This window comes from Albidovulum salinarum (genome assembly GCF_025673475.1).
GTDB classification, from domain to species: domain Bacteria; phylum Pseudomonadota; class Alphaproteobacteria; order Rhodobacterales; family Rhodobacteraceae; genus Albidovulum; species Albidovulum salinarum.
Genome location: NZ_JAOVQO010000013.1, coordinates 21937 through 45354 on the forward strand (window position 1 = coordinate 21937; position 23418 = coordinate 45354).

At 67.5% G+C, this 23418-nt stretch carries 24 protein-coding genes; 12 read left to right on the forward strand and 12 right to left on the reverse strand.

Annotated features, from left to right (window positions below):
* Window positions 1-8: 8 nt before the first annotated feature.
* From OEZ60_RS14145 to OEZ60_RS14160, 4 genes are read right to left on the reverse strand one after another with little or no spacing between them, the layout of a single operon-like run.
* A complete protein-coding gene (locus tag OEZ60_RS14145) occupies window positions 9-1205 on the reverse strand; it encodes an aminomethyltransferase family protein (RefSeq protein WP_263337480.1) in 1197 nt (398 codons plus the stop codon).
* Complete coding sequence (locus OEZ60_RS14150; protein WP_263337483.1) at window positions 1202-2755, reverse strand: phytoene desaturase family protein; 1554 nt, start codon at window positions 2753-2755, stop codon at window positions 1202-1204. Before OEZ60_RS14150 ends, OEZ60_RS14145 begins: the two co-directional genes overlap by 4 nt.
* Window positions 2742-4355 carry a phytoene desaturase family protein gene (locus tag OEZ60_RS14155; RefSeq protein WP_263337486.1) on the reverse strand — a complete coding sequence of 538 codons (1614 nt, stop codon included), beginning with the start codon at window positions 4353-4355 and terminating at the stop codon, window positions 2742-2744. Before OEZ60_RS14155 ends, OEZ60_RS14150 begins: the two co-directional genes overlap by 14 nt.
* Entirely contained in the window at window positions 4352-5695 is a 1344-nt protein-coding gene (locus OEZ60_RS14160) for an aspartate aminotransferase family protein (RefSeq protein ID WP_263337489.1), read from the reverse strand. Before OEZ60_RS14160 ends, OEZ60_RS14155 begins: the two co-directional genes overlap by 4 nt.
* Before the next feature lie 202 nt (window positions 5696-5897).
* Between OEZ60_RS14160 and OEZ60_RS14165 the strand changes: the two genes are divergently transcribed.
* Both OEZ60_RS14165 and OEZ60_RS14170 read left to right on the forward strand, forming a co-directional pair.
* Window positions 5898-6596, forward strand: a complete 699-nt coding sequence (locus OEZ60_RS14165) for a TetR family transcriptional regulator C-terminal domain-containing protein (protein WP_263337491.1) — start codon at window positions 5898-5900, stop codon at window positions 6594-6596.
* A gap of 304 nt (window positions 6597-6900) precedes the next feature.
* Window positions 6901-8313, forward strand: a complete 1413-nt coding sequence (locus OEZ60_RS14170) for a hypothetical protein (protein WP_263337494.1) — start codon at window positions 6901-6903, stop codon at window positions 8311-8313.
* Window positions 8314-8343: 30 nt separating this feature from the next.
* On the opposite strand, the gene OEZ60_RS14175 is transcribed toward OEZ60_RS14170, so the two are convergent.
* Both OEZ60_RS14175 and nth read right to left on the reverse strand, forming a co-directional pair.
* The gene (locus OEZ60_RS14175; protein ID WP_263337497.1) at window positions 8344-9336 is read right to left on the reverse strand and encodes an adenosine kinase; all 993 of its coding nucleotides are present in this window, start codon (window positions 9334-9336) and stop codon (window positions 8344-8346) included.
* Complete coding sequence (nth, locus tag OEZ60_RS14180) at window positions 9333-9977, reverse strand: endonuclease III (RefSeq protein ID WP_263337499.1); 645 nt, start codon at window positions 9975-9977, stop codon at window positions 9333-9335. Before nth ends, OEZ60_RS14175 begins: the two co-directional genes overlap by 4 nt.
* Before the next feature lie 117 nt (window positions 9978-10094).
* Between nth and OEZ60_RS14185 the strand changes: the two genes are divergently transcribed.
* The 9 genes from OEZ60_RS14185 to OEZ60_RS14225 all read left to right on the forward strand — a co-directional run bounded on the left by OEZ60_RS14185 (window position 10095) and on the right by OEZ60_RS14225 (window position 17562).
* Window positions 10095-10502, forward strand: a complete 408-nt coding sequence (locus OEZ60_RS14185) for a Hint domain-containing protein (RefSeq protein WP_263337716.1) — start codon at window positions 10095-10097, stop codon at window positions 10500-10502.
* Between the two features lie 181 nt (window positions 10503-10683).
* Entirely contained in the window at window positions 10684-11538 is an 855-nt protein-coding gene (locus OEZ60_RS14190) for a methylated-DNA--[protein]-cysteine S-methyltransferase (RefSeq protein WP_263337501.1), read from the forward strand.
* A 103-nt stretch (window positions 11539-11641) separates the two neighbouring features.
* The gene (locus OEZ60_RS14195; RefSeq protein ID WP_263337503.1) at window positions 11642-12307 is read left to right on the forward strand and encodes an OmpA family protein; all 666 of its coding nucleotides are present in this window, start codon (window positions 11642-11644) and stop codon (window positions 12305-12307) included.
* 218 nt (window positions 12308-12525) lie between these two features.
* Window positions 12526-13443: a manganese-dependent inorganic pyrophosphatase gene (locus OEZ60_RS14200; protein WP_411709807.1), complete on the forward strand. Its 918-nt coding sequence runs from the start codon at window positions 12526-12528 to the stop codon at window positions 13441-13443.
* A gap of 92 nt (window positions 13444-13535) precedes the next feature.
* Window positions 13536-14417 (forward strand): TIGR01459 family HAD-type hydrolase, encoded by an 882-nt coding sequence (locus tag OEZ60_RS14205; protein WP_263337509.1) that lies wholly within the window; start codon window positions 13536-13538, stop codon window positions 14415-14417.
* A gap of 129 nt (window positions 14418-14546) precedes the next feature.
* Window positions 14547-14990: a MaoC family dehydratase gene (locus OEZ60_RS14210; RefSeq protein WP_263337717.1), complete on the forward strand. Its 444-nt coding sequence runs from the start codon at window positions 14547-14549 to the stop codon at window positions 14988-14990.
* Between the two features lie 31 nt (window positions 14991-15021).
* Window positions 15022-15948, forward strand: coding sequence for a bifunctional riboflavin kinase/FAD synthetase (locus tag OEZ60_RS14215; protein ID WP_263337512.1), 927 nt, complete (start codon window positions 15022-15024; stop codon window positions 15946-15948).
* Between the two features lie 91 nt (window positions 15949-16039).
* Window positions 16040-16504 (forward strand): YcgN family cysteine cluster protein, encoded by a 465-nt coding sequence (locus OEZ60_RS14220; RefSeq protein ID WP_263337514.1) that lies wholly within the window; start codon window positions 16040-16042, stop codon window positions 16502-16504.
* On the forward strand, window positions 16504-17562 hold the full coding sequence (locus OEZ60_RS14225; protein ID WP_263337516.1) for a threonine aldolase family protein: 1059 nt from the start codon (window positions 16504-16506) through the stop codon (window positions 17560-17562). Before OEZ60_RS14220 ends, OEZ60_RS14225 begins: the two co-directional genes overlap by 1 nt.
* On the opposite strand, the gene OEZ60_RS14230 is transcribed toward OEZ60_RS14225, so the two are convergent.
* Window positions 17543-18343 (reverse strand): alpha/beta fold hydrolase, encoded by an 801-nt coding sequence (locus OEZ60_RS14230; RefSeq protein ID WP_263337517.1) that lies wholly within the window; start codon window positions 18341-18343, stop codon window positions 17543-17545. The genes OEZ60_RS14225 and OEZ60_RS14230 overlap by 20 nt on opposite strands.
* Window positions 18343-18954 (reverse strand): 2-hydroxychromene-2-carboxylate isomerase, encoded by a 612-nt coding sequence (locus OEZ60_RS14235; RefSeq protein ID WP_263337520.1) that lies wholly within the window; start codon window positions 18952-18954, stop codon window positions 18343-18345. Before OEZ60_RS14235 ends, OEZ60_RS14230 begins: the two co-directional genes overlap by 1 nt.
* A gap of 109 nt (window positions 18955-19063) precedes the next feature.
* Between OEZ60_RS14235 and OEZ60_RS14240 the strand changes: the two genes are divergently transcribed.
* Window positions 19064-20083: a ribose-phosphate pyrophosphokinase gene (locus OEZ60_RS14240; protein WP_290428665.1), complete on the forward strand. Its 1020-nt coding sequence runs from the start codon at window positions 19064-19066 to the stop codon at window positions 20081-20083.
* A gap of 43 nt (window positions 20084-20126) precedes the next feature.
* On the opposite strand, the gene OEZ60_RS14245 is transcribed toward OEZ60_RS14240, so the two are convergent.
* The 4 genes from OEZ60_RS14245 to OEZ60_RS14260 form a co-directional block, all read right to left on the reverse strand.
* Window positions 20127-20477 (reverse strand): H-type lectin domain-containing protein, encoded by a 351-nt coding sequence (locus tag OEZ60_RS14245; protein ID WP_263337526.1) that lies wholly within the window; start codon window positions 20475-20477, stop codon window positions 20127-20129.
* A 178-nt stretch (window positions 20478-20655) separates the two neighbouring features.
* Window positions 20656-21054 (reverse strand): F0F1 ATP synthase subunit epsilon, encoded by a 399-nt coding sequence (locus OEZ60_RS14250; RefSeq protein WP_263337527.1) that lies wholly within the window; start codon window positions 21052-21054, stop codon window positions 20656-20658.
* 9 nt (window positions 21055-21063) lie between these two features.
* A complete protein-coding gene (atpD, locus tag OEZ60_RS14255; RefSeq protein WP_263337530.1) occupies window positions 21064-22506 on the reverse strand; it encodes a F0F1 ATP synthase subunit beta in 1443 nt (480 codons plus the stop codon).
* 18 nt (window positions 22507-22524) lie between these two features.
* A complete protein-coding gene (locus OEZ60_RS14260) occupies window positions 22525-23400 on the reverse strand; it encodes a F0F1 ATP synthase subunit gamma (RefSeq protein WP_263337533.1) in 876 nt (291 codons plus the stop codon).
* Window positions 23401-23418 lie beyond the last annotated feature (18 nt).

Consider the following 23418-nt stretch of genomic DNA (forward strand, 5'->3'; position numbering starts at 1 on the left):
GCTTGTCCTCAGAAGCGTCCGGGCGGGGTCGTGCGGCGGCGGGGCGGGGCGAAGAAGGGGCGCTCCGTCATCCGCGCCGTCATCATCAGCTTCACGTAATGCAGCTCGCGCAGGGCATAGATCTCGGCCCGGAGTCCGCCCTTCGCCCCGGCGTGATGCGGACGGCGCACCTGCGCCAGCGCGATGCTGCGCTTGGCCGACGGCGACCAGGCCGCCGAGGTGATCTGGCCGACCTCGCGGTTGCGGCCGTCGTAGAGGATCGCGTGATCGGCGGCTACGTTGCCCTCGATGTCGAGCGCCACGAAGGCCCATTCGGAGGTCTGCCCGTCACGCTCCGCAAGAAGCGCCCGGCGGCCGTTGAAATGGCCCTTGCCGAAGTCGATCATCCAGTCCAGCGCCAGCTCGTATGGCGAGCGCACGCGGTCCTCGCGCAGGGCCTGGTCGGCGGGCACGAAATCCGCGTGCGCGGCCAGGAACCCCGCCTCGATGCGCGCGATGTCGAGCGCGTGCGACCCGACCGGGCGGATGCCGCAATAGGCTCCCGCCGCCATCAGCCGGTCCCAGAGCGGCAGCGCCAGAGCGGGCTCGATCCAGAGCTCATACCCGAGATCGCCGGTGAAGCCGGTGCGCGAGATGATCAGATCGCCGCCGTCGAATGGGAAGGACGCGAAGCGGTAGGGCTTGAGCGCCGAGACGTCGAACCCGGCCGCGTCCAGCACCGAAGCCGTGCAGGGCCCCTGAAGCGAAAGCGCGGCAATCTCCGCCGTGACGTCGTGCACCGACACCTCGAAGCCGATCGCCGAGTCCAGAAGCCACGGCAGATGGCGCTCCTGGCAGCAGAGCAGGAATTCGGCCTCGCCGAGCCGGAAGAGCGTGCCGTCATCGAGAAGCTTGCCCCGGTCGTCGCACCAAGCGGTGTACTGCACCGCCCCAACGGCCACGCGCGCAACGTCGCGGAGCGTCAGCCGGTTGAGGTAATCCACCGCGTCGCGCCCGGCGATCCGGTACTTGATCATCGGGCAGAGGTCGTAAAGGCTCGCCGTGTTGCGGATCGCGGAATATTCCATCTCCGCATCCTCGAGGACGAGCGCGGTCGTGTAGCCCGCCCAAGGCCCCCACTGGTTCAGCACGTTCGCCGCCGCGATGCGGTCGTGGAACGGCGTCGTCCGCAGCGGGGCTTCGTAGTGATGGCGCAGGTCCTTCATGCCGCCACCCCCGAGAGGATGCGCTCCGCCGCGTTCCAGCCCGCCGCGCCGGACACACCGCCGCCCGGATGGCTGCCCGCCCCGGCGAGCCAGAGGCCGGCGACGGGCGTCGCATACTGGGCGACTTCGGCGAAGGGGCGCAGGAACAGCATCTGCTCGACGCTGAGTTCGGCGTGATGCCAGTTGCCACCCGCCATGCCGTAACGCGCCTCGATGTCCTGCGGCATGAGAAGCTCGCTATGCGTGATCAGGCCGCCGATCCCCGGCGCGTAGGTTTCGAGAACCTCAAGCGTGTTCGCGAGCATCCGGCGGCGCGCCTCGTCGAGACCGGCACGCGGCGCGTGGGGCGCGAACTGTACGATGGCGGACAGAACGTGACCGCCGCCCGCTTCGCGCTCATGCGCCTTCGGCAGCACGATCTCCATGACCGGGCGTTCGGGAACCTCGCCGTATTTCGTCGCGTTGAAGGCCTCCTCCACCGACGCGATATCCGGCGCGATCACCAGCCGGGTCGCCGGGTCGGCGCCGCGGAAGTCGGGGGCGCCCTTCAACGCGAGATGCAGCTTGGCAGCGCCGCCGCGTGCGCGGATATTCGTGGCGCGACGCACGAAGCCGGTATCGAGGTGCCGCGCCCCGACCAGATCGAGGAACGTGGCCTTCGGCCCGATCGCCGAGACGACGAGACCGGCCCGGATCTCCTCGCCGTCCGCGAGGATGACACCGCAGGCCCGGTCCTCCTCGATCAGCACGCGCCCGACGCGCGCGCCGGTGCGCAGGGTCACGCCCGCGGCTTCGGCCGACCGCGCCATCGCGTCGGCGACCGCGCCCATGCCGCCCCGCGGCAGCGCCAGCGCGGCCCGCGTTCCGGCGGCCTCTCCGGCAAGGCGGTTGAGGTAGAGGATCAGCGAGTTCGGTGACCGCGGCCCGAGCCAGGCGCCGAGCACCGCATCGAAGGCGACGAGCCCCCGCAGCCGGTCGTCCGCGATCTCGTCCTCGAGCACGTCCGCGATGTTGATGAGGGCCATCCGCAGGAACTCGCGGAACTCGTCCTGGCCGAGCCGGCGGAGCCCGAGGCCGATGCGGGCCAACTTCAGATTGTCGTTCCCGGCCTTCCGCGCGATCCGTGGCGGCGTGACGGCGCGAAACGGCGCGAGGGCCTCCGCGAAACTCATCAGACGCCGGCGCAGCGCCTCCCATGCGGCCCGCCCGGCATCGTCGATCGTGCCGGAGAGCCCTGCCCCGGCGGGCCCCTCCAGAACCAGATGATCGCCGGTCGGCGACAGCGCCGTCGTCGTGAGCCCGGTCGCGGCATAGCTCAGCCCGTGCCGCTCCAGCTCCATCCCGTCCAGAACCCTCGGGTCGAGCGTCGTGAGAAGATGCGCGAGCGGCATGGGCGCAAGGTCTGGCGCGAGCGCCGCGCCGGTCGCCCCGCCGCCCGCGCGCTCGGCGGCTTCGAGCACGAGGACGCGCTTGCCCGCCTTCGCGAGCCGTGCAGCACAGGCGAGCCCGTTCGTTCCGCCGCCGATGATGATGGTGTCATACGACGGCATAGGCCTGCCTCATCTCGGTCTTTGCGCGCAGATCGCGCAGGATTTCGGAAGCCGCGTTGCGGCCGGGCGCGCCCATCACGCCGCCGCCGGGATGGGCGGACGAACCGCAGAGCCAGAGGTCGCGGATCGGCGTCTTGTACTGGGCGTATCCGGGCACCGGGCGGTTGAAGAGGAGCTGGTCGAAGGTCAGCTCGCCCTGGAAGATGTTGCCGTCGGTGAGACCGACCTCGGCCTCCAACTCGCGCGGGGTCCGCACCTCCATATGCAGGATGCGGTCCTTGAAGCCCGGCGAATATTCCGCGATCTGGTCGATGACCGTCTGCCCGAAGGCGTCGCGGTCAGCGTCGGTCCAGTCGCGCCCCTCGATCTTCGGCGGCGCGTACTGGATGAAGCAGGACATGAAGTGCTTGCCTGGCGGCGCCATCGTCGGGTCGATCATCGTCGGGATCATCGTGTCCTGGAACGGATCGCGGCTGAAATGCCCCGCCTTCCAGTCGTCATAGGCCCGCTCCATCCGCTCGACGCTGTCGGTGAAGTGGAGATCGCCCTTCAGCATCGGCGCGCCGTCGGGAAGCGCCGGGAAGTGCGGCGCGGCATCGAGGGCGATGTTGAGCTTGCCCGACGAGCCGCGGCTCTTGAAGGTCTCGACCCGCTTGACGAAGGCGGGCGGCAGTTCGGCCGTGTCGACATGCTTCAGGAAGGTCCGCTTCACATCCATGTTGGACAGCACGCGCCTTGCGGCGATCTCCTCGCCGCCCTCCAGCCGCAGCCCCGTGGCCCGGCCATTGGCGACGAGAACCTTCTCGACCCCGGCGCCCGTCCGCACCTCGCCACCGGCTGCCCTGAGCGACGCCGTCAGCGCCTGCGTGATCGCCCCCATGCCGCCGCGCGCGAAGCCCCAGGCGCCGACATTGCCGTCCACGTCGCCCATGTAGTGATGCAGCAGCACATAGGCCGAGCCCGGCGACATCGGGCCGAGCGCGGTGCCGATGATCGCCGAGACGGCAAGATAGGCCTTGATCACCGGGCTTTCGAAATACTCGTCGAGAAAGTCGGAGATCGACATGGTCCAGAACCGGATCATGTCGCAGATCTGCCCTTCCGACATCTCGCCGACCTTCCGGCCGAGCCACGCCAGTTCGGCAATGTCGCGTGGACGGAAAGTCGCCGGATCGGGCGGTGTGCGCAGCAGCAGCGGCCGGATGAAGCGGCAGTGTCGCATCACGTCGCGCGAGTAGCGATCATAGGCCTCCGCATCGCGCGGCGAATGACGCGCGAGCTCGCGGCGGTTGGCGTCGTGATCGCGGAAGGTCGCGAGATAGCCACCGTCGCGGGTAAAGACCGCGCCGCCCTCATAGGGCAGTACCTGCAGCCCGTGTTTCGGCAGTTCGAGATCGCGCATGATCTCGGGCCGGAAGAGCGAGCAGACATAGGAGCAGTTGGAATAGGTGAAGCCCGGATGCAGCTCGCGCGACACCGCGGCGCCGCCGATCCAGTCGTTCTTCTCGACGACGACGACCTTCAGCCCGGCACGGGCGAGGTAGCAGGCCGCCACCAGCCCGTTGTGCCCCGCCCCGATGATCGCCGCATCGTAGTTCATGCGCGCTTCTCGGCTTCGAAGTGCTCCAGCGTCATGTCGACCGCGGTCTCGAACGCCTGCAACGTATCGTCGAGACAGCCCGCGTCATGCGCCTCGCACATGAACCAGGGCTCGCGGCTGTCGGGCTCGCAGATGACCCCGAGATCGTGGAGAAAATAGGCCATCTGGTCGTAGAAGGAATAGTCCGACCGCTTCCAGTCGCGGTAGTTGTCCGGCGCCTTCTCGGCGAAGAAGAGGCCGAACATCGAGGAATGACCGGCATAGGAATGCACGATCCCGCGCCGGTTCAGGATCTTGGACATGCCGGCCTTCAGGTTCTCGCCATATGTCGCGAGCGTCTCCAGCGCCGGGGTTTCGTCGAGGATGCGCAGGCATTCCTCGGCCGCCGCGAGGCTCACGGAATGCGCGGTGTAGGTGCCGCCATGGGCCGCGCCGCCGTAGCGGAAGGTCCGCATGACCTCCTCGCGACCGGCGACCACAGCGATCGGATAGCCGTTGGCCATCGCCTTGGCGAAGGTGCAGATATCCGGCGTCACACCAAGAAGCGATTGCACACCGCCGCGCGCGACCCGGAAACCGGTCTTGACCTCATCGATGATCAGCAGGACGCCATACTCGTCGCAGAGTTTGCGCGCGAGCCGCACATAGTCGCCCGCGGCCGAGATCCCGCAGCAATTGCCCTGGATCGGTTCGATCAGCATCGCTGCCATCTCGTTGCCGTGACGCTTGAACGTGTCCTCGAGCCGCTGGAGATCGTTCATCGGCACAAGATGAGCGAGTGTCTTCAGTTCCTGCGGGATGCCCTTCGAATAGGCCACGACCTCCGGGTCGCCGCCGCCGCGCTGGCTCCACTCCTCGACATTGGCCATCCACATCGCGGCATCGAAGAGACCGTGATAGGCACCCTCTATCAGCAGATAGCTGTCGCGACCGGTATGCGCCCGCGCCAGCCGCAGCGCCGCCATCACCGCCTCGGTGCCGGAGTTTGAGTAACGCACCAGATCGACGCCCGGCACCATCTTCGCGATGCGATCCGCCACGGCAAGCTCGCGCTCGGTCGAGAGCGCGAAGACGCCGCCGACCTCCATGCCGCGCCGGGCGGCGGCGTCGACCCGTTCATCTGCGTAGCCGAGGATCGCCGGGCCGTAGCCGAGGCGGTAGTCGACATAGCCGTTTCCGTCGATATCCCAGATCCGCCCGCCCTTGCCGTGATCGACATAGATCGTCCGGTCGTCGCCCCAGTACCGGAACGTCGAGGCCACGCCGAGCGGCAGCCGCTTCAGGGCCTTCTGGAACTGTGCGTTGGATTTTTCGATTGAGCGTCGGGGTGCCGCGCGCATGACCTGTCCTCTGGTTGATGTGCGAAGGCCGGATGACGGAATGTCGGCCGATCTTCGCTGTCGTTCCCATCTCACACGCATTTTGACTGGGCTGTCAATCAGTTTTTGACTGACAGCCCAGTCAAAATATGGTCTAGTTGACATCGTGACGGATTGCGTATGTCTGTCGGCACGCGAGGGGGCAGGACCGGAGCGGGGCAGGATGACCGAGATCGAGAGCAGCACGACCGACCAACAGCCGCAGCCGCGCAAGCTGAGCCGCGAGGCCCGGCGCGAACAGCTCATCGAGGCGACGATCGAGACCATCGGCCGGCAAGGCTACGCCAAGACCACTCTGACGGACGTCTCCCGCCACGCGGGGCTGTCGCACGGGCTGGTCAACTTCCACTTCGAGACCAAGGAAAAGCTGCTCGCGGAGACGCTCTCCTATCTTGCCGAGGAGTACCGGCGGAACTGGACGACCGCGCTGGAAGCGGCCGGTTCCGACCCCGCGCGACGCCTCGACGCGATCTTCAGGGCCGATTTCAACCCGACGATCTGCACGCCGTCGCGCTTGGCGGCCTGGTGCGCGTTTTGGGGCGAAGCGCAAAGCCGGCCGCTCTACCAGGAGCAATGCGGATCGAACGACCGGGAATACAACCGGGTGCTTGAGGAGATCTGCCGCGAGCTTCTTGCCGAGACCGGCCGGCCCGGCGACCCCGTGCGCATCGCCCGGGTCCTGCGCGTCACCACGGAAGGCGTCTGGATGGACCTGATGACGATGAGCGCCCCCTACGACAAGGAAGAGGCGCTCTGCACGGTCTTCACCTGCGCCGCAGCCTTCTTTCCGGAGAAGTTTACGTCGCAAGGTGCCGTGTCTTCGGGTTCGGCCGGGTATTCCCCTCAGGCCGGTCCGGTCTGACGGCGAGCTTGGAACAGAGTGGGCGTGCCCGAAACGCCGGACCACCATCGTGATCGTCTTGTCGTCGTCCGTGAAATCGGTGGGTGAAACGGCCTGGGGCAGCCTAGCAGCACCACTCGGACATCATCGAAGGCACATCGTGCGAGATCGCGCTGTCGCTCGGTCTCGTCGTGGCGAAGGTCTGCGCCGTGAACTGGGGCGGCCGGGGCGGATGCTCGCCATCGCCCAGGAAGTGCGCTAGCACCCTTCGCCAGCACCGCCGGCGATCTCGGCAGAGCGCGGTGCGTCAATCATGTCGGCGCCAATGTCAGACGCAGGGATCGCAGCGGACTATGTCGTGATCGGCGCCGCGGCGATGGCCTTCACGGACACGCTGCTCACCGAAACTGACGCGACCTTGGTCATGGTCGACCGACGCCCCCGGCCCGGCGGGCATTGGAACGACGCCTATCCGTTCGTGCGCCTCCACAGCGCCGCAACGTTCTACGGCGTGAACTCCGCCCCGCTCGGCGAAGGGCGTATCGACCGGGTCGGCTGGAACAGCGGCCATCTGGAACTGTCGAGCGGCGCCGCAATCTGCGGCTACTTCGACGACGTCATGCGCCACCGATTCCTTGCCAGCGGCCGCGTCACCTTCCTGCCTAGCCACGAGTACGGGCCCGGTGGTTTTGCCACGTCCCGCTTGACCGGGTCCCGCACGATCCTGCACGCGCGGCGCCGGATCGTCGACGGCACCCATGCTGATACCCGGTTGCCGTCGACCCATCCGCCGTCGTTTCCGATTGCGCCGTCCGTCCGGCTCGTGACGCCGGACGCCCTGCCCGGCATCACCCGGCCCGCGACCGACTTCGTCATCATCGGCGGCGGAAAGACCGCGATAGACTGCGTGTTGTGGCTTCTCGAGCAGGACCTTCCGCCCGAGCGGATCTTCTGGATCAGGCCCCGCGACAGCTGGTTCTACAACCGCAAGCGCATGCAGCCGCAGTCAGACGTGGCCGCAGGGACCATCGAGCAATACGTGATCGACATGGAGTCCGCGCGCGACGCGAAGAACATCGACGATCTGTTTCGCAGGCTCGAAACGAAGAACGCGCTTCTCAGGATCGACCCCGAGGTTACGCCGACGATGTTTCACTGCGCCACGGTCACGGAGGCGGAACTGTCGCAGCTTCGCCGCGTCCGCAACGTCATCCGAAAGGGCCGGGTGACGGCGATCGAGCCGGACCGGATCATGCTCGAACATGGCGAAATACCGACGGGCCGCGAAACGGTCCACGTCCACTGTGCCGCAAGCGGCGTTCCGGTCCGCCCCTCGGAGCCGGTCTTCCAGCACGGCCGCATCGTGCTGCAATTCATCCAGCACTGCTGGCCGACATTCAGCGCGGCGGCAATCGCCCTTCTGGAAGCGCGCCGATCCGACGACGCCGTGCGCAATCGCCTCGCCGTGCCGGTTCGGATGGCGGATCGGCCCATTGACTGGTTGCGCGGCGAACTCGCGAGCCGGGAAAACGAAGCCCTGTGGTTTGCCGAACCCGATCTCGCGGAATGGAGCGCCGGCGCAAGGGTCGACGGGTTCACCCGGCTGTTCCTGGCGGCCGAGAAAAGCCCCGATCCGGCATTGCGGGAGCTGGTCAGCCGCCTTGAAGCAGCCAGCGGGCCGGGCATCGCGCGCATCCGGGCGCTGCTCGAAGCGGCGGGCCGAGCGGACCATATGTAGCGATCCGCCGGGCCCGCCCGAAAACGGCGTCTAGATCAGCCCGTGCGCGCGGAACAGCGCCTTGACGTCGGTCTCGGGGCGCGCGCCGAAATGGCTGATCACCTCGGCCGCAGCGATGCAGCCCATCCGCCCCGCCGTCGCCAGCGTCTGCCCGGTGGCCATCCCGTAAAGGAAGCCCGCCGCGAACTGGTCGCCAGCCCCGGTCGCATCGACCGGCACCACCCGGTGCACCGGCACCTCGGCCCGCTCCTCGCCGCGCAACAGGATCACGTCGGCGCCCGAGCGGGTGCAGACGATGAGCGGGCAATCTGCCTGCGCCTCCTTCAGCGCCGCCTCCAGGTCCTCGGTCTGGTAGAGAGAACACCATTCGTGCTGGTTGCCGATGACGTAGTCCATCTGGTCGTGGACGAGCTGCCGGAAATCCGCCCGGTGGCGGTCGACGCAGAACGGGTCGGAAAGCGAGATCCCGGCGCGGCCGCCACCCCGGTGGCAGGCTTCGGCGGCCTTGAGGAACGCCGCCTTGCCCTGGTCCTTGTCGAAGAGATAGCCCTCGAGGAAGAGGTAGTCCGACGCCCGCACCACCTCCTCGTCGAGGTCCTCCGCCCCGAAATCCGCCCCCGCGCCGAGATAGGTGTTCATCGACCGCTCGCCGTCTCGCGTGACGAAGATCATCGAACGCGAGGTCGGCAGCTCCGCCCGCGCCGAGGGCGGGTTCGGGAAGTCCGTCCCCTCGCCCTCCAGCGACTTCGCGTAGAACCGGCCAAGCGCATCGTCCTTCACCTTGCCGACGAAGGCGGTCTTCAGCCCGAGATTGCCCAAGCCCGCCAGCGTGTTGCCGACCGAGCCGCCGGGCGCCTGGGTGCGCTCCTTCATCGCGGCATAGAGCGTCTCGCCCCGCTCGCGGTCGACGAGCTGCATGATCCCCTTCTCGATCCCCATCCAGTCGAGGAAATCGTCGTCGCACTGGGTCAGGACATCGACGATCGCGTTGCCGATGCCGACCACCTGATAGCGGTTGGTCAAAGCGTCTTCTCCTCGTAGGGACAGAGGTCACGGATGTGGCAGGCGCGGCATTTGGGCTTCCGCGCCACGCAGATATAGCGGCCGTGCAGGATCAGCCAGTGATGGGCGTGTTGCTGGAACTCGGCCGGCACGTTGTCCTCGATCGCCCGCTCGACCGCCTCAACGGTCTTGCCCGCAGCGATGCCGGTGCGATTTCCGACCCGGAAGATATGAGTGTCGACCGCCTGCGCCGGGAAGTGGAACCACATGTTCAGCACGACATTCGCGGTCTTGCGCCCCACGCCGGGCAGCGTCATCAGCGCCGCGCGCGAGGACGGCACCTCGCCGCCGCACTCCTCGACGAGGATGCGCGAGAGCTTGATCACGTTCTTCGCCTTCTGGCGGAAGAGCCCGATCGTCTTGATATGCTCGATCAGTCCCTCTTCGCCGAGGGCGAGCATCTTCTCGGGCGTGTCGGCCACCTTGAAGAGCGCCCGCGTCGCCTTGTTCACGCCGGCATCCGTGGCCTGCGCCGAGAGCGCCACCGCGACGAGGAGCGTGAAGGCATTGACATGCTCGAGCTCCCCCTTCGGCTCGGCCTCGGCCTCGCGGAAGCGGGTGAAGATCTCGCGGATCGTTTGGTAGTCAAGTTGGCGTGCCATTGAAGCGGTCTATGCCCGCGCGGCCGGGGCGCGGCAAGGGCTGAGCGCGCCGATCCCGTCGTTTTACCGCTCCCCGCGCCTGTTAACCGGGCTTTCGCCGTTCCGCGCGATCATCGCATCGGACCGGCAGGGAGGGACGGCAAGGGGAGCGAAACGGGCCTCGCGGCGGGCACCCGCGCCGCCACCACACGCGGCCCGGTCGCGGTGGAAGGGCTCTGCCCCGGCGACCGGCTCCGGACCCGCGATCACGGCTACCGGCCGCTTCGGGCGCTCGCCGGCACGCTGCTCGCCCGTCCGGTCGAGATCGCGGCGGGCCGCTTCGGCGTCGGGTTTCCGGACGATCCGCTGCGTCTCGGCCCGGAGCACGGTGTCCTCCTCCGCGCACCCCTCCTTGCCGCCCAGCTCGGCACCGCCGAGCTGCTGGCGCATGCGGCCGACCTGTCGCGATCCCGGTCGCCGGGCCCGCTCCTCGGGTTTCTCCCGCTCCTCGACACGCCCGCGCTGATCCTGGCCGACGGCCTCTAGCTCGCGGCCCCGGCCATCGCCGCGACAGACCCCGCCCGGCCGCTCCGGCCCGGCCTCGCCCCGGACGGGCTCGCCGCATTGCTGGCCACGCCAACCGACGCCGCGGCCTGAGCACCAAACCGCAGCTTTCGGGTCGCCGTCGCCCGCCCCGCGCCCTATCTTCGGGTCAAGGAGACAGACCATGCTGAACGAACCGCCCGACCGGGGCTACCATTACGGCGTCATCGCCCGCGCCCTCGCCCTCATCGAGACCGAGGGCGACCTCGGCCTAGACGACCTCGCCGCCCGGCTCTCGATGAGCCCCGCGCATTTCCAGCGCGTCTTCTCGCGCTGGGTCGGCGTCTCGCCGAAACGTTACCGCCAGTACCTCACGCTCGACCTCGCCAAGCGGCTCCTGGCTGAACGCCACACGCTGCTCGACACCGCAACCGAGACCGGGCTGTCCGGCGCGGGCCGCCTGCACGACCTCTTTCTGCGCTGGGAAGCGATGAGCCCCGGCGAATACGCCCGCGCGGGCGAGGGGCTGTCGGTGCGCTACGGCTGGTACGACTCGCCCTTCGGCGCCGCGCTCGCGATGGGCACCGACCGCGGCCTTTGCGGCATCGCCTTCGCCGAGGACTGCGGCCGCGACCACGCCTTCGCCGACCTCGCCGGCCGCTGGCCGCGCGCCTCTTTCACGGAGGCGCCCGAGGCGATCGCGCCGTGGGTGACGGCGGCCTTCGAGCAGAAGGGCGAGGCGGCGCTCCACATGATCGGCGCGCCGTTCCAGATCAAGGTCTGGGAGGCGCTGCTCGCGATCCCTTCGGGCCAGGTGTCGACCTATTCCGACATCGCCAGCCGGATCGGCAATCCCCGTGCGGTGCGCGCGGTCGGCACCGCGGTCGGGCGCAACCCGGTCAGCTGGCTCATCCCCTGCCACCGGGCACTGAGGAAATCCGGCGGGCTCGGCGGCTATCACTGGGGCCTGCCGGTGAAGCGCGCGATGCTGGCCTGGGAAGCCGCCCGCGCCGACGCCGAATCCGCCACCGCGACATGATGCGCGGAATGCTGCCGGAACCGCTTTTCCCCGCCTGCGTTATTGCCTAACAGTCGCTAATCTCACACTTAACGCACAACGAACACCAAGCGGAGCAGCTTTCATGCGTTTCACCACCCTCCTGACCGGCGGCACCGCCGCGGCGATCCTGCTGGCGGCCTGCACGCCGGTCGACCAGTACAATCCGAACGACCCGAACCAGCGGACCCGCCAGGGTGCGCTCACCGGGGCGGGCGTCGGCGCGCTCGCCGGTGCGCTGACGGGGGAAGGCGGCATCGACAAACGCGACCGGGCGATCGTCGGCGCGGTGGCCGGCGGCCTGATCGGCGGCATGGTCGGCAGCAACCTCGACCAGCAGGCGGCCGAACTCGACCGCGCCATCGTCAACGACCGCGTGCGCGTCATCAACGAGGGCAACCAGCTCCGCGTCATCATGCCGGAAGGCATCCTCTTCGCCGTCGACAGCGCCTCGGTCAATCCCGGCATCATCGGCGACCTCTATGCGGTGGCCGACAACCTCAACCGCCATCCCGACAGCCGCGTCGAGGTCATCGGCCACACCGACAACACCGGCGCCGCGGCCTACAACTTCGACCTCTCGCAGCGCCGCGCCAGCGCGGTGGGCGCGATCATCCGCGACGGCGGCGTCGCCCCCGGCCGCATCGCCGCCTTCGGCCAGGGCGAGAACCAGCCCGTCGCCTCGAACCTGACGCCCGAGGGCCGCGCCCAGAACCGCCGGGTCGAGATCCTGATCATCCCGACCCGCTGACACAGCGCGGATCCGGGAACCCGCCGCCGATGGCGGCGAAGCGCCCGGACGAAGAACTGGAACGGCCCTCGCCGCGCGCGCCGCGACGGGGGCCGTCCGCCCTGGGCTCCGGCACTTGCGCGGGGCACTCACCGAATGCCCCTCACCGATGGGTGACAAGCCCGATCGCAGCGCCTATAAGGCCGGCGATTTCCAATTCTCCCTGATGGATGACAGACATGATCAAGGTTTTCGGCCACAAGTCCCCCGACACCGACTCCACCGGCTCGCCCATCATCTGGGCCTGGTACCTCTCGGATGTGAAGGGCACCCCCGCGACGCCCGTCCTCCTTGGCGAGCCGAACACCGAAGCCGCCTTCGTCCTGAAGCGCTGGGACCTGCCGAAGCCCGAGATCATCGCCGACGTGGCGGCCGGCGAAACCTGCGTCGTCGTAGACACCAACAACCCGGCGGAGCTTCCCGCCTCGATCAACGAGGCGAACGTGGTCCAGATCATCGACCACCACCTCCTCGCCGGCGGGCTGAAGACCAAGGGGCCGATCGACATCACCATCCGCCCGCTCGCCTGCACCGCGACCATCATGCACGACCTGATGGGCGATGACGCGGCGAAGATGCCCGAGAGCATCAAATGCGCGATGCTCTCCTGCATCCTCTCCGACACGCTGGAGTTCCGCTCGCCGACCACGACCGCGCATGACCGCGCCGTGGCCGAGAAGCTGGCCACCGAGCTTGGCATCTCGATCCCCGACTACGCAGCCGAGCTCTTCGCCGCGAAATCCGACGTCTCGGCCTTCTCGGACGCGGAACTGCTGCGCATGGATTCCAAGGAATACAACGTCGCCGGCAAGGAGCTGCGCGTCTCGGTGCTGGAGACGACCGCGCCGAAGGTGGTGCTCGACCGCAAGGACAGCCTGATGGCCTCGATGATCGATGTCGCGAAAGAGGACGGCGCCGACCAGGTCCTGCTCTTCGTCGTCGACATCCTCAAGGAAGAGGCGACGCTTCTCGTGCCGAACGACCTCGTGAAGCAGTTCGCCGAGGCGAGCTTCGGCGCGAAGGTGACGGGCGACACCGTGGTCCTGCCCGGCATCATGAGCCGCAAGAAGCAGATCATCCCGGCGCTGAAACTCTGAGCCGCCGAAAACGTTGCATGAGGGCGCCTTCGGGCGCCCTTACCTTTTTCCGGCCCGGCCTGTAACAAGGGCCGCAACACGAGGAGGCGCCCATGACCCGGATCATTCAATCGCTGTCGGAGGTTGCAGCCGGCTACGACGCGCTCTTCTGCGATCTCTGGGGCTGCGTCCATGACGGGCTGCGCCCCTTCCCCGCCGCCGTGGCCGCCCTTCAGGCCTACCGGGCCAGTGGCGGCAAGGTCGTTCTCGTCACCAACTCGCCCCGCCCGCGCGCCGGCGTCGCAACGCAGCTCGACCAGATCGGCGTGCCGCGCGACGCCTGGGACACGATCGCGACCTCGGGCGACAGCGCGCGGGCGGCGATGTTCCAGGGCGCGGTCGGCCACAAGGTCCACTTCATCGGCAACCCCGAGACCGACATGGGTTTCTTCGAGCCGCTGAAGATCCTCGACAACCCCGCCCGGATCGAGATCGTGCCGCTCGCCGAAGCGGAGGGCATCGTCTGCACCGGCCCCGCCGATCCCATGGCCGATCCGGCGGTCTACCGGCCCGACTTCCTCTACGCCAAGGCGAAGGGGCTGAAGCTCCTCTGCGCCAATCCCGACATCGTCGTCGACCGCGGCGAGCGGCGGGAATGGTGCGCCGGCGCGCTCGCGCGGCTCTACACCGAAATGGGTGGTGAGAGCCTCTATTTCGGCAAGCCGCACCCGCCGATCTACGACCTCGCCCGGCGGCGGCTGACCGCGCTCACCGGCGCCGCCATCGGCGACGCCGGCATCCTCGCCGTGGGCGACGGGATCGGCACCGACATTCAGGGGGGCATGGGCGAGGGGATCGACACGCTCTTCATCACCGGCGGCCTCGAGGCGGCCCGCTTCGGCGCGGATGTCGAGGCGCCCGAACCGGGCAAGCTGACCGCGTGGCTCGACGAGATGCAGATGGCGCCGACCTTCGCCATCGGCCGCCTGCGATAGATTATTGCCAGACGGCAACATTCTTTCGATCCAGACACCACTTCGGCAAAATAATTACTTCCCCAGATTGCGCGGAGGCCCGCACTCATCTATGCTGCACTGCAACATGGATGTTTGGGATTCGTGATGATGCTCGACAATCAGCCGCGCGGGACGATCTGCATCGAGGACCTGGAGATCGGGATGACCCGGTATCTCCAGAAGGAGATCACGGACCGCGACATCGAGATGTTCGCCGAGGTCTCGACCGACCGCAACCCGGTCCATCTCGACGAGGATTACGCCCGCGAGACGATCTTCGAGGGGCGCATCGCCCACGGCATGCTGACCGCGGGCCTGATCTCGGCGGTGATCGGCGAGCAGCTGCCGGGCCACGGCACGGTCTATCTTGGCCAGACGCTGAAGTTCATGGCGCCTGTCCGCCCCGGTGACGTGGTCTATGCCGAGGTCAAGGTCACCGCGATCGACCACGCCAAGCGCCGCGTCACTCTTGAAACCCATTGCGCGGTGGGCGATACGGTCGTCCTGAAGGGCGAGGCGCTGGTTCTGGCGCCGAGCCGCAAGTTCGACTGATCCGGCGGGCGCTCCCGCCACACGGGGGCCGATGCGCACGCATTTCCATTGGACGGAACTGGCGGAGGCCGACCGGGGCGCCTCGGTCGCGATGGGCAACTTCGACGGCGTCCATCTCGGCCACCAGGCGGTGATCGACCAGGCGCGCCGCGCCGATGCGCCGCTTGGCATCGTCACCTTCGAACCCCATCCCCGCCAGTTCTTCGCCCCCAAGGCCCCCGCCTTCCGCCTGATGAACGCCGAGGCGCGGACCCACCGGCTGGAAAAGCTCGGCGTCGAACAGCTTTACGAACTCCCCTTCAACGCGGATCTCGCCGGGATGGAGGCGGAAGACTTCGTGGCCGAGGTGCTGGTCCGGGGGCTCGGCGTCGCCCATGTCACGGTCGGCGCGGATTTCTGCTTCGGCAAGGGCCGCAAGGGCAATGTCGACACCTTGCGTGACTGCGCCCGCCGCCACGGCTTCGGCGTGACCATTGCCGAACTCGTCGAGATGGGCGGCGAGGAAATCTCCTCGACCGCGATCCGCACGGCGCTTGCCGAGGGACGCCCGCGCGACGCCGCACAGATGCTCGGCCACTGGCACCGGATCGAGGGCGAGGTCCTGCACGGCGACAAGCGCGGCCGCGATCTCGGCTTTCCGACCGCCAACATGGGGGTCGGCGGGCTGCACCTGCCGAAGCTCGGCGTCTACGCGGTGAAGGTCGATGTCCTGACCGGGCCGCATCAGGGCAGCTACAACGGCGCCGCGAGCCTCGGCGTGCGGCCGATGTTCGGCGAGAACAAGCCCAATCTCGAAAGCTTCCTCTTCGACTTCAAGGGCAACCTTTACGGCGAGCACCTCTCGGTCGCGCTGATCGACTATCTGCGCCCCGAGATGAAATTCGACGGCCTGCCCGCGCTCGTGGAGCAGATGAACGCGGATTGTCACCGCGCCCGGACGATCCTCGCGGCGCTCTGAGCGCGGGGCAGAACGGTCTGCATCGGAAAATCCGCGCAGACGGGATCATCGCCCTTCCCTTTAGGCCCGCTCTCGGCCAATGTCGCGCGCCATGAAAAGCTCGAACGTTCGCGAAGCCCTCCGGCCCGGATTCTGGAACCGCCCCCTCGACACGCTGACCGCGTCCGAATGGGAGGCGCTCTGCGACGGCTGCGGCAAGTGCTGCCTCAACAAGCTCGAGGATGCCGATACGGGCGAGATCTACTTCACCCGCATCTCCTGCCGCCTTCTCGACGACCACAGCTGCCGCTGCACGCAGTACGAGAACCGCAAGACCTTCGTCCCCGAATGCGTCGTCCTGACCCCGAAGACGATCGACAAGGTCGCCTACTGGCTGCCCTCGACCTGTGCCTACAAGCTCCTGCACGAGGGCAAGCCGCTCTTCGACTGGCATCCGCTGATCTCCGGCGACCCGGAAAGCGTACACCGCGCCGACGAGTCGGTGCGCGGCTGGACCCTGCCGGAATTCGAGGTCGCGGAAGAGGACTGGGAAGACCACATCATCGAGGACCTGTAATGGAATTCGCCTCCGACAACGCCTCCAGCGCCGCGCCGGAGATCCTCGCCGCCGTCACCGCGGTCAACGCGGGCGCGGCGCCCTCCTACGGCGCGGACGCGTCGATGGCGCGGGTGCGGGCGCTCATCCGCGAGACCTTCGAGGCGCCGGAGGCCGAGGTCTATCTCGTCGCCACCGGAACCGCGGCGAACTCCCTGGCGCTCGCCTGCCACTGCCCGCCCTGGGGTGCCATCTATGCCCATGCCTCGGCGCATGTCGACACCGACGAATGCGGCGCGCCGGAGTTCTACATCGGCGGCGGCAAGATCGTGCGCATCGCCGCGCCCGACGGAAAGCTGACGCCTGGCATACTGAAAGCCGCCATCGAGGCGACGCCGCAGGGCTTCGTCCATTCCCACCAGCGCGGCATGGTCACGATCACCAACACCACCGAGGCCGGCACCGTCTACAGCCCCGCCGAGGTCGCCGCCCTGACCGCCATCGCCCGCGACCATGCGCTGCCCGTCCACATGGACGGCGCGCGTTTTGCCAATGCCGTCGTCGCGGCGGATTGCAGCCCGGCAGAGATGACCTGGAAGGCCGGGATCGACGTCCTGTCCTTCGGCGGCACCAAGAACGGCTGCATGGGCGTCGAGGCGGTGGTGCTCTTCGATCCCGCGAAAGCCTGGGAGTTCGAGCTCCGCCGCAAGCGCGGCGGGCATCTTTTTTCCAAGCACCGGTTCCTCTCCGCCCAGATGGAGGCCTATCTGACGGGCGACCTTTGGCGCCGCCTCGCGGCCCGCGCCAATGTCCGGGCCGAGCGCCTCGCCGCCGGGATCGCCGCGATGCCCGAAGCCTCGCTCCTCCATCCTCGCGAGGCGAACATGGTCTTCGCCTACCTGCCGCGCCGCCTGCACCGGCGGCTCACGGAGCGCGGGGCGCACTACTATTTCTGGCCCGTCGACCCCTCGGCCGAGGGGCCGGAAGACGAGCCGCTGGCGGCGCGGTTCGTCTGCTCCTGGGCGACACAAGAGACGGAAATCGACGCCTTTCTCTCGGTCATCCGCGGTCGAGATTGACCCCGGTCAGCCCGGCGGTCTCGTCGGGATGGGTGATCGGCACCATGTGCCCCGCACCCGGCACGGTGGCGACGCCGACATCGGGCAGCCGCGCCGCGATGTTTTCCGCGATCCGCTCGATGACCGGCGGCGACTGCTCGCCCCGGATCAGCAAGACCGGCATATCGAGGCGCTCGAGCGCGTCTGGCTTCAGAAAACCGGCGCTGTCCGAGAGCGTCGCGGGATCGCCCGCGCAGATCAGGCGGATCCTCTCCACGATCCGCGCCCGGGCGCGGGGCTCCATCCGATCCCAGTCCTCGCCGGCGCCCCAGACCTGCATGAAGGCGCGTGCCGCCCCGGTGTCGTCGCCCGCCGCGAGAGCCGCGCGGAACGGCCCCTCGGCGGCGAGATGCTCCTCCCATTCGGGGGACCCCTTGGCGGCGGCGAAGAGAACCGGCTCGATCAGCGTCAGCGTACGGATCGCCTCCGGCGCCGCGCGCGCGAGCCGCATCGCGACCAGCGCACCGTAGGAATGGCCGATGAGGTCCACCGGTTCCTCGACGAAACTCGCGGCAATCCGCGTGGCCAGCGTCAGGAAATCGCCCTCGCCCGACCAGTCCGCCGATTTGCCGTGGCCGGGCAGGTCGAAGGCCGTGAGCGTGACCCGATCGGTAAGCCGCGACGCGACACCCGCCCAGGCCGAGGAGGCGGCGAGCGAGCAGTGGATCGCCAGCGCCGGCCGCGCACCCTTGCCGAAACTCTGCCAAAAGGTCGGATGGCCTGCCCGCTCGTCGAGCGGCATCAGAGCTTGCCGGACAGGTGCAGGTCGAGGTCGTCGAGCCGGTCCTGCCCCCAGAACCGCTGGCCGCTGTCGACGAGGTAGAAGGGCGAGCCGAACACGCCGCGGCTCACCGCCTCTTCGAGGTTGTTGGCATAGGTCTCGGCCCCGAGAAGCATTCCCTTGTCGGCGAGATCGGGCTCGAACCCGGCCATGGTCAGGAGATCGCGGATCACCTCGTCGGCGGAAATATCGCGCTCCTCGGCCCAGCAGGCGCGGAGGATGGATTGGACGAAGCCACCGAGATCGCCCTCGGCGCCTTTTGCCTTTGCCGCCTGCGCCGCGATGATCGCGTAGGACGAGGGCGCGGCATTCGCCGGCCAGAACATCGGCTGGAGGTTGATCTTCATCCCCGTCTTCGCCGCCTGCCGGGCGATCTCCTGCAGCCGGTATTCCTTGCGGCTGTCGTGCCGGTCCTTGAGTGCCGTCCCGCCGGTCCTCGCAAAGACCGCGCCGATGTCGACCGGCTTGTAGGTCACCGTCGCACCGTGCTTCGTCGCGATCGCCTCGAGCCGGGTGCCCGCCAGATAGGTGAAGGGCGAGATCGTGGACAGGAAGTAGTCGATCTGTGGCATATCCGGCACTCCTTCGGGTTTGCCGGGAAGCTAGCCCGGTGGTAAGCGGGGTGCAACGTCACGAATCCGTCATCCGGCCCGGTTTTGCGGCCAACGACAAGGACCCGCCATGCCCTCCATGACCGAACCGAAGCTGATCGCCGGCAATTCGAACCGCACGCTCTCCAACGCCATCGCCCGGCGGATGTCGATGCACCGGGGCATGAGCGTCGGGCTCGTCGATGCCCGGGTCGAGCGCTTCAACGACCAGGAAATCTTCGTCGAGGTCTTCGAGAACGTCCGCGGCGAGGACATGTACATCATCCAGTCGACGTCGAACCCGGCGAACGACAACCTGATGGAACTCCTGATCATGGCCGACGCGCTGCGCCGCTCCTCGGCCGACCGGATCACCGCCGTGATCCCCTATTTCGGCTATGCCCGCCAGGACCGCCGCGCCAAGGCGCGGACGCCGATTTCAGCGAAGCTCGTCGCCAACCTCCTGACCGAGGCCGGAGTCGACCGGGTGCTGACGATGGATCTCCATGCCGCACAGATCCAGGGCTTCTTCGACATTCCGGTGGACAACCTCTATGCCGCGCCGATCTTCGCGCTCGACATCGAGCATCACTTCAAGGGCAAGCTCGACCAGATCACCGTGGTCTCGCCGGACGTTGGCGGCGTGGCGCGCGCCCGCGAACTCGCCCAGCGGATCGGCTGCGGGCTGGCCATCGTCGACAAGCGGCGCGTGAAGGCGGGCGAAGTCGCCGAGATGACCGTGATCGGCGATGTCGCGGGCCAGACCTGCATCATCGTCGACGATATCTGCGACACCGCCGGCACGCTCTGCAAGGCCGCCGAAGTGCTCATCCAGGGCGGCGCGAGCGAGGTCCATTCCTACATCACCCATGGCGTGCTGTCCGGACCGGCGGTCGAGCGGGTTGCCAATTCCGTGATGAAGAGTCTTGTCATCACCGATTCCATCGAGCCGACCGAACCGGTCCGCAAGGCCAAGAACATCCGCATCGTTCCGACCGCGCCGCTCTTTGCTCAGGCGATCATGAACATCTGGTCGGGAACCTCGGTTTCCTCGCTCTTCGACGCGGAGACGCTGGGGCCGATCTACGAGGGCATGTATTCGCGCGGCTGACCGGAAGCCGCTCGAAGACCGCGCGAAGTCGCGCCTCAGCGCGTCAGGTCACGTCCCACGCGTCAGGATCGGGAAGCTCGCCGATCGCGAGCCAGTCGGCGCGAATCCGGGCGATCCGCGTGTCCCCCCAGGTGCGGAAAATGATCTCGAATCCATCGGGCTTTATCTGGCCCGTCGAAATATCTGCGCGTGGGTTCGTCATCTGGTCCATGTCCCACATGGACATCGAGATTTGAACGACCGGCATTGACTGGAATCGCTCGGAAAACCCGACCTGGCGGCGCGTCTCGCGCGCACCGTTTCCGGTCCACATCTGCCCGCCTTCTTCGAAATCCGAAAACAACAGAACGGAGCCGCGTTCGACCCCAATCAAATGACTCTTCAGTCGCAACATCTAAGTCCCCGATTTAGCACCACCGTAGCTAGTGGATGCTGGTAGACAATTGGTAAATTGGTTCTGACACGGACACATAGATCCGGTTGAGATTGTGTCTCGATAATTCATCGGCCGTCCACGAAAAGCAACGGGCGGCCCGAAGGCCGCCCGGATGATCGCGTCGCATATCTGAGGCTCAGAGCCCGAGCGCGGCCTTCAGGGCCTGAAGGTCCGCAACGAGCTTGTTCGCGGCGTCCTTGCCCTCGGCCGGGGCCTCGGCGACCTCGGCCGTCGCATCTGCAATGAGCGCGTCCATGTCGGACGCCTTCACCTCGGCTTTCGGCATCGCACGCTCGGCCAGAACCGAGGCGCCCGCTGCCGAAATCTCGGCGAAGCCGCCGATGACGGCATAGTCGTTCATGCCTTCGGCGGTGACGACAGTGAGAATGCCGGGACGCAGCGTCGTGATCAGCGGCGAATGGTCGGGCATTGCCGTCAGGTCGCCATCGGCGCCCGGAATGCGAACCTCGCGGGCCTGAACGGAGGCAAGCCGCCGTTCAGGGCTGACGAGGTCGAACTGCATCGTATCGGCCATCTCGCCCCCTTACGCCGCTTCCGCGGCCAGACGCTGCGCCTTGGCTTTCACTTCGTCGATGTCGCCGACCATGTAGAAGGCGGCTTCCGGCAGGTGGTCGTACTCGCCGGCAACGACGGCCTTGAACGAGGCGATCGTCTTGTCGAGCGGCACCTGGACGCCGTCCGAACCGGTGAAGACCTTCGCCACGTCGAAGGGCTGGCTGAGGAAACGCTGGATCTTCCGGGCGCGGGCCACGGTCAGCTTGTCCTCTTCCGACAGTTCGTCCATGCCGAGGATGGCGATGATGTCCTGCAGCGACTTGTAGCGCTGGAGGATACCCTGGACATCGCGGGCGACGTTGTAGTGCTCTTCGCCGACAACGGCCGGGTCGAGGATCCGGCTCGTGGAGTCGAGCGGGTCAACGGCCGGGTAGATGCCGAGTTCCGAGATGGCGCGCGACAGAACCGTGGTGGCGTCGAGGTGAGCGAACGAGGTCGCCGGCGCCGGGTCGGTAAGGTCGTCGGCCGGAACGTAGATGGCCTGCACCGAGGTGATCGAGCCCGCCTTGGTCGAGGTGATGCGTTCCTGCATCGCGCCCATGTCGGTGGCGAGCGTCGGCTGGTAGCCCACGGCCGAAGGAATACGGCCGAGAAGTGCGGACACTTCCGAACCCGCCTGGGTGAAGCGGAAGATGTTGTCGACGAAGAAGAGAACGTCCGTGCCCGACTGGTCGCGGAACTGCTCGGCCAGCGTCAGGCCCGAGAGGGCGACGCGCATCCGGGCTCCCGGCGGCTCGTTCATCTGACCGTAGACAAGGGCCACTTTGGACTTCTCCAGATCGTCCGGAACGATAACGCCCGACTCGATCATCTCGTGATAGAGGTCGTTGCCCTCGCGGGTCCGCTCGCCGACACCGGCGAAGACCGAGAAGCCCGAGTGCACCTTGGCGATGTTGTTGATCAGTTCCATGATCAGAACCGTCTTGCCCACGCCGGCGCCGCCAAAGAGGCCGATCTTGCCACCCTTCGAGTACGGGGCGAGAAGGTCGATGACCTTGATGCCGGTGACGAGGATCTCCGACGAGGTCGACTGTTCCGAGAAGGCCGGGGCCGGCTGGTGGATCGGACGGGTTTCCTTGGCCTTGACCGGGCCCTTTTCGTCGACCGGCTCACCGATGACGTTGAGGATGCGGCCGAGCGTCGGGTTGCCGACCGGAACCGAGATCGGCTCGCCGAGGTCGGTCACGGCAGCGCCGCGCACGAGGCCCTCGGTCGCGTCCATGGCGACGGTGCGGACCGTGTTCTCGCCGAGGTGCTGGGCAACCTCGAGAACCAGACGCTTGCCGTTGTTGTCGGTTTCGAGCGCGTTCAGAATCGCCGGGAGTTGATCGTCGAACTGTACGTCCACGACGGCGCCGATGACCTGCGTCACCCGGCCCGCTGCGGCAGCTGCTTTCGGTGCTTTTGCCATCTAGTTTCTCCGGTTTCGTCAGAGCGCCTCGGCGCCCGAAATGATTTCGATGAGTTCCTTGGTGATCGCGGCCTGACGCGAGCGGTTGTACTCGATGGTCAGCCGGTCGATCATGTCGCCGGCGTTGCGGGTGGCGTTGTCCATCGCGGTCATCCGCGCGCCCTGCTCCGAGGCCGCGTTCTCCAGAAGCGCGGTGAAGACCTGCGTGGCCACCCCGCGCGGCAAGAGGTCGGCGAGGATCTCCTCCTCCGAGGGCTCGTAGTCGTAGAGCGTCGAGGCGCCTTCCTCCGCGTCCGCGTCGAACTTCGCCGGGATCACCTGCTGTTCGGTCGGGACCTGGGAGATCACCGACTGGAAGCGGTTGAAGAAGATCGTCGCGACGTCGAACTCGCCGTGGTCGAAGCGGTGGATCAGGTCACGCGCAATGCCTTGCGCATTGTCGTAACCCATCTTCTTGACGTCGGAGAGATCGATATGCGCGACGAAATACTTCGCGAAATCGCGCTTCAGCTGCTCGCGGCCCTTCTTGCCGACGGTCAGGATCTTCACCGTCTTGCCCTGCTTCAGAAGGTCGTTCGCCTTCGTGCGGGCAAGCCGCACGATGGTCGAGTTGAAACCGCCGCAGAGGCCCCGCTCGGCCGTCATCACGACCAGAAGGTGGGTCTGATCGGCACCGGTCCCGGCCAGAAGCCGCGGCGCCGCATCGGACCCGCCGACCGACGCGGCGAGCGAAGACATGACCGCGTTCATCCGCTCGGCATAGGGCCGGGCGGCTTCGGCGGCCTCCTGGGCGCGGCGGAGCTTGGCCGCCGCGACCATCTGCATGGCCTTGGTGATCTTCCGCGTCGACTTGACGCTTCCGATCCGGTTCTTAAGGTCCTTAAGGCTGGGCATATCCCTGTCCCTCCCCTC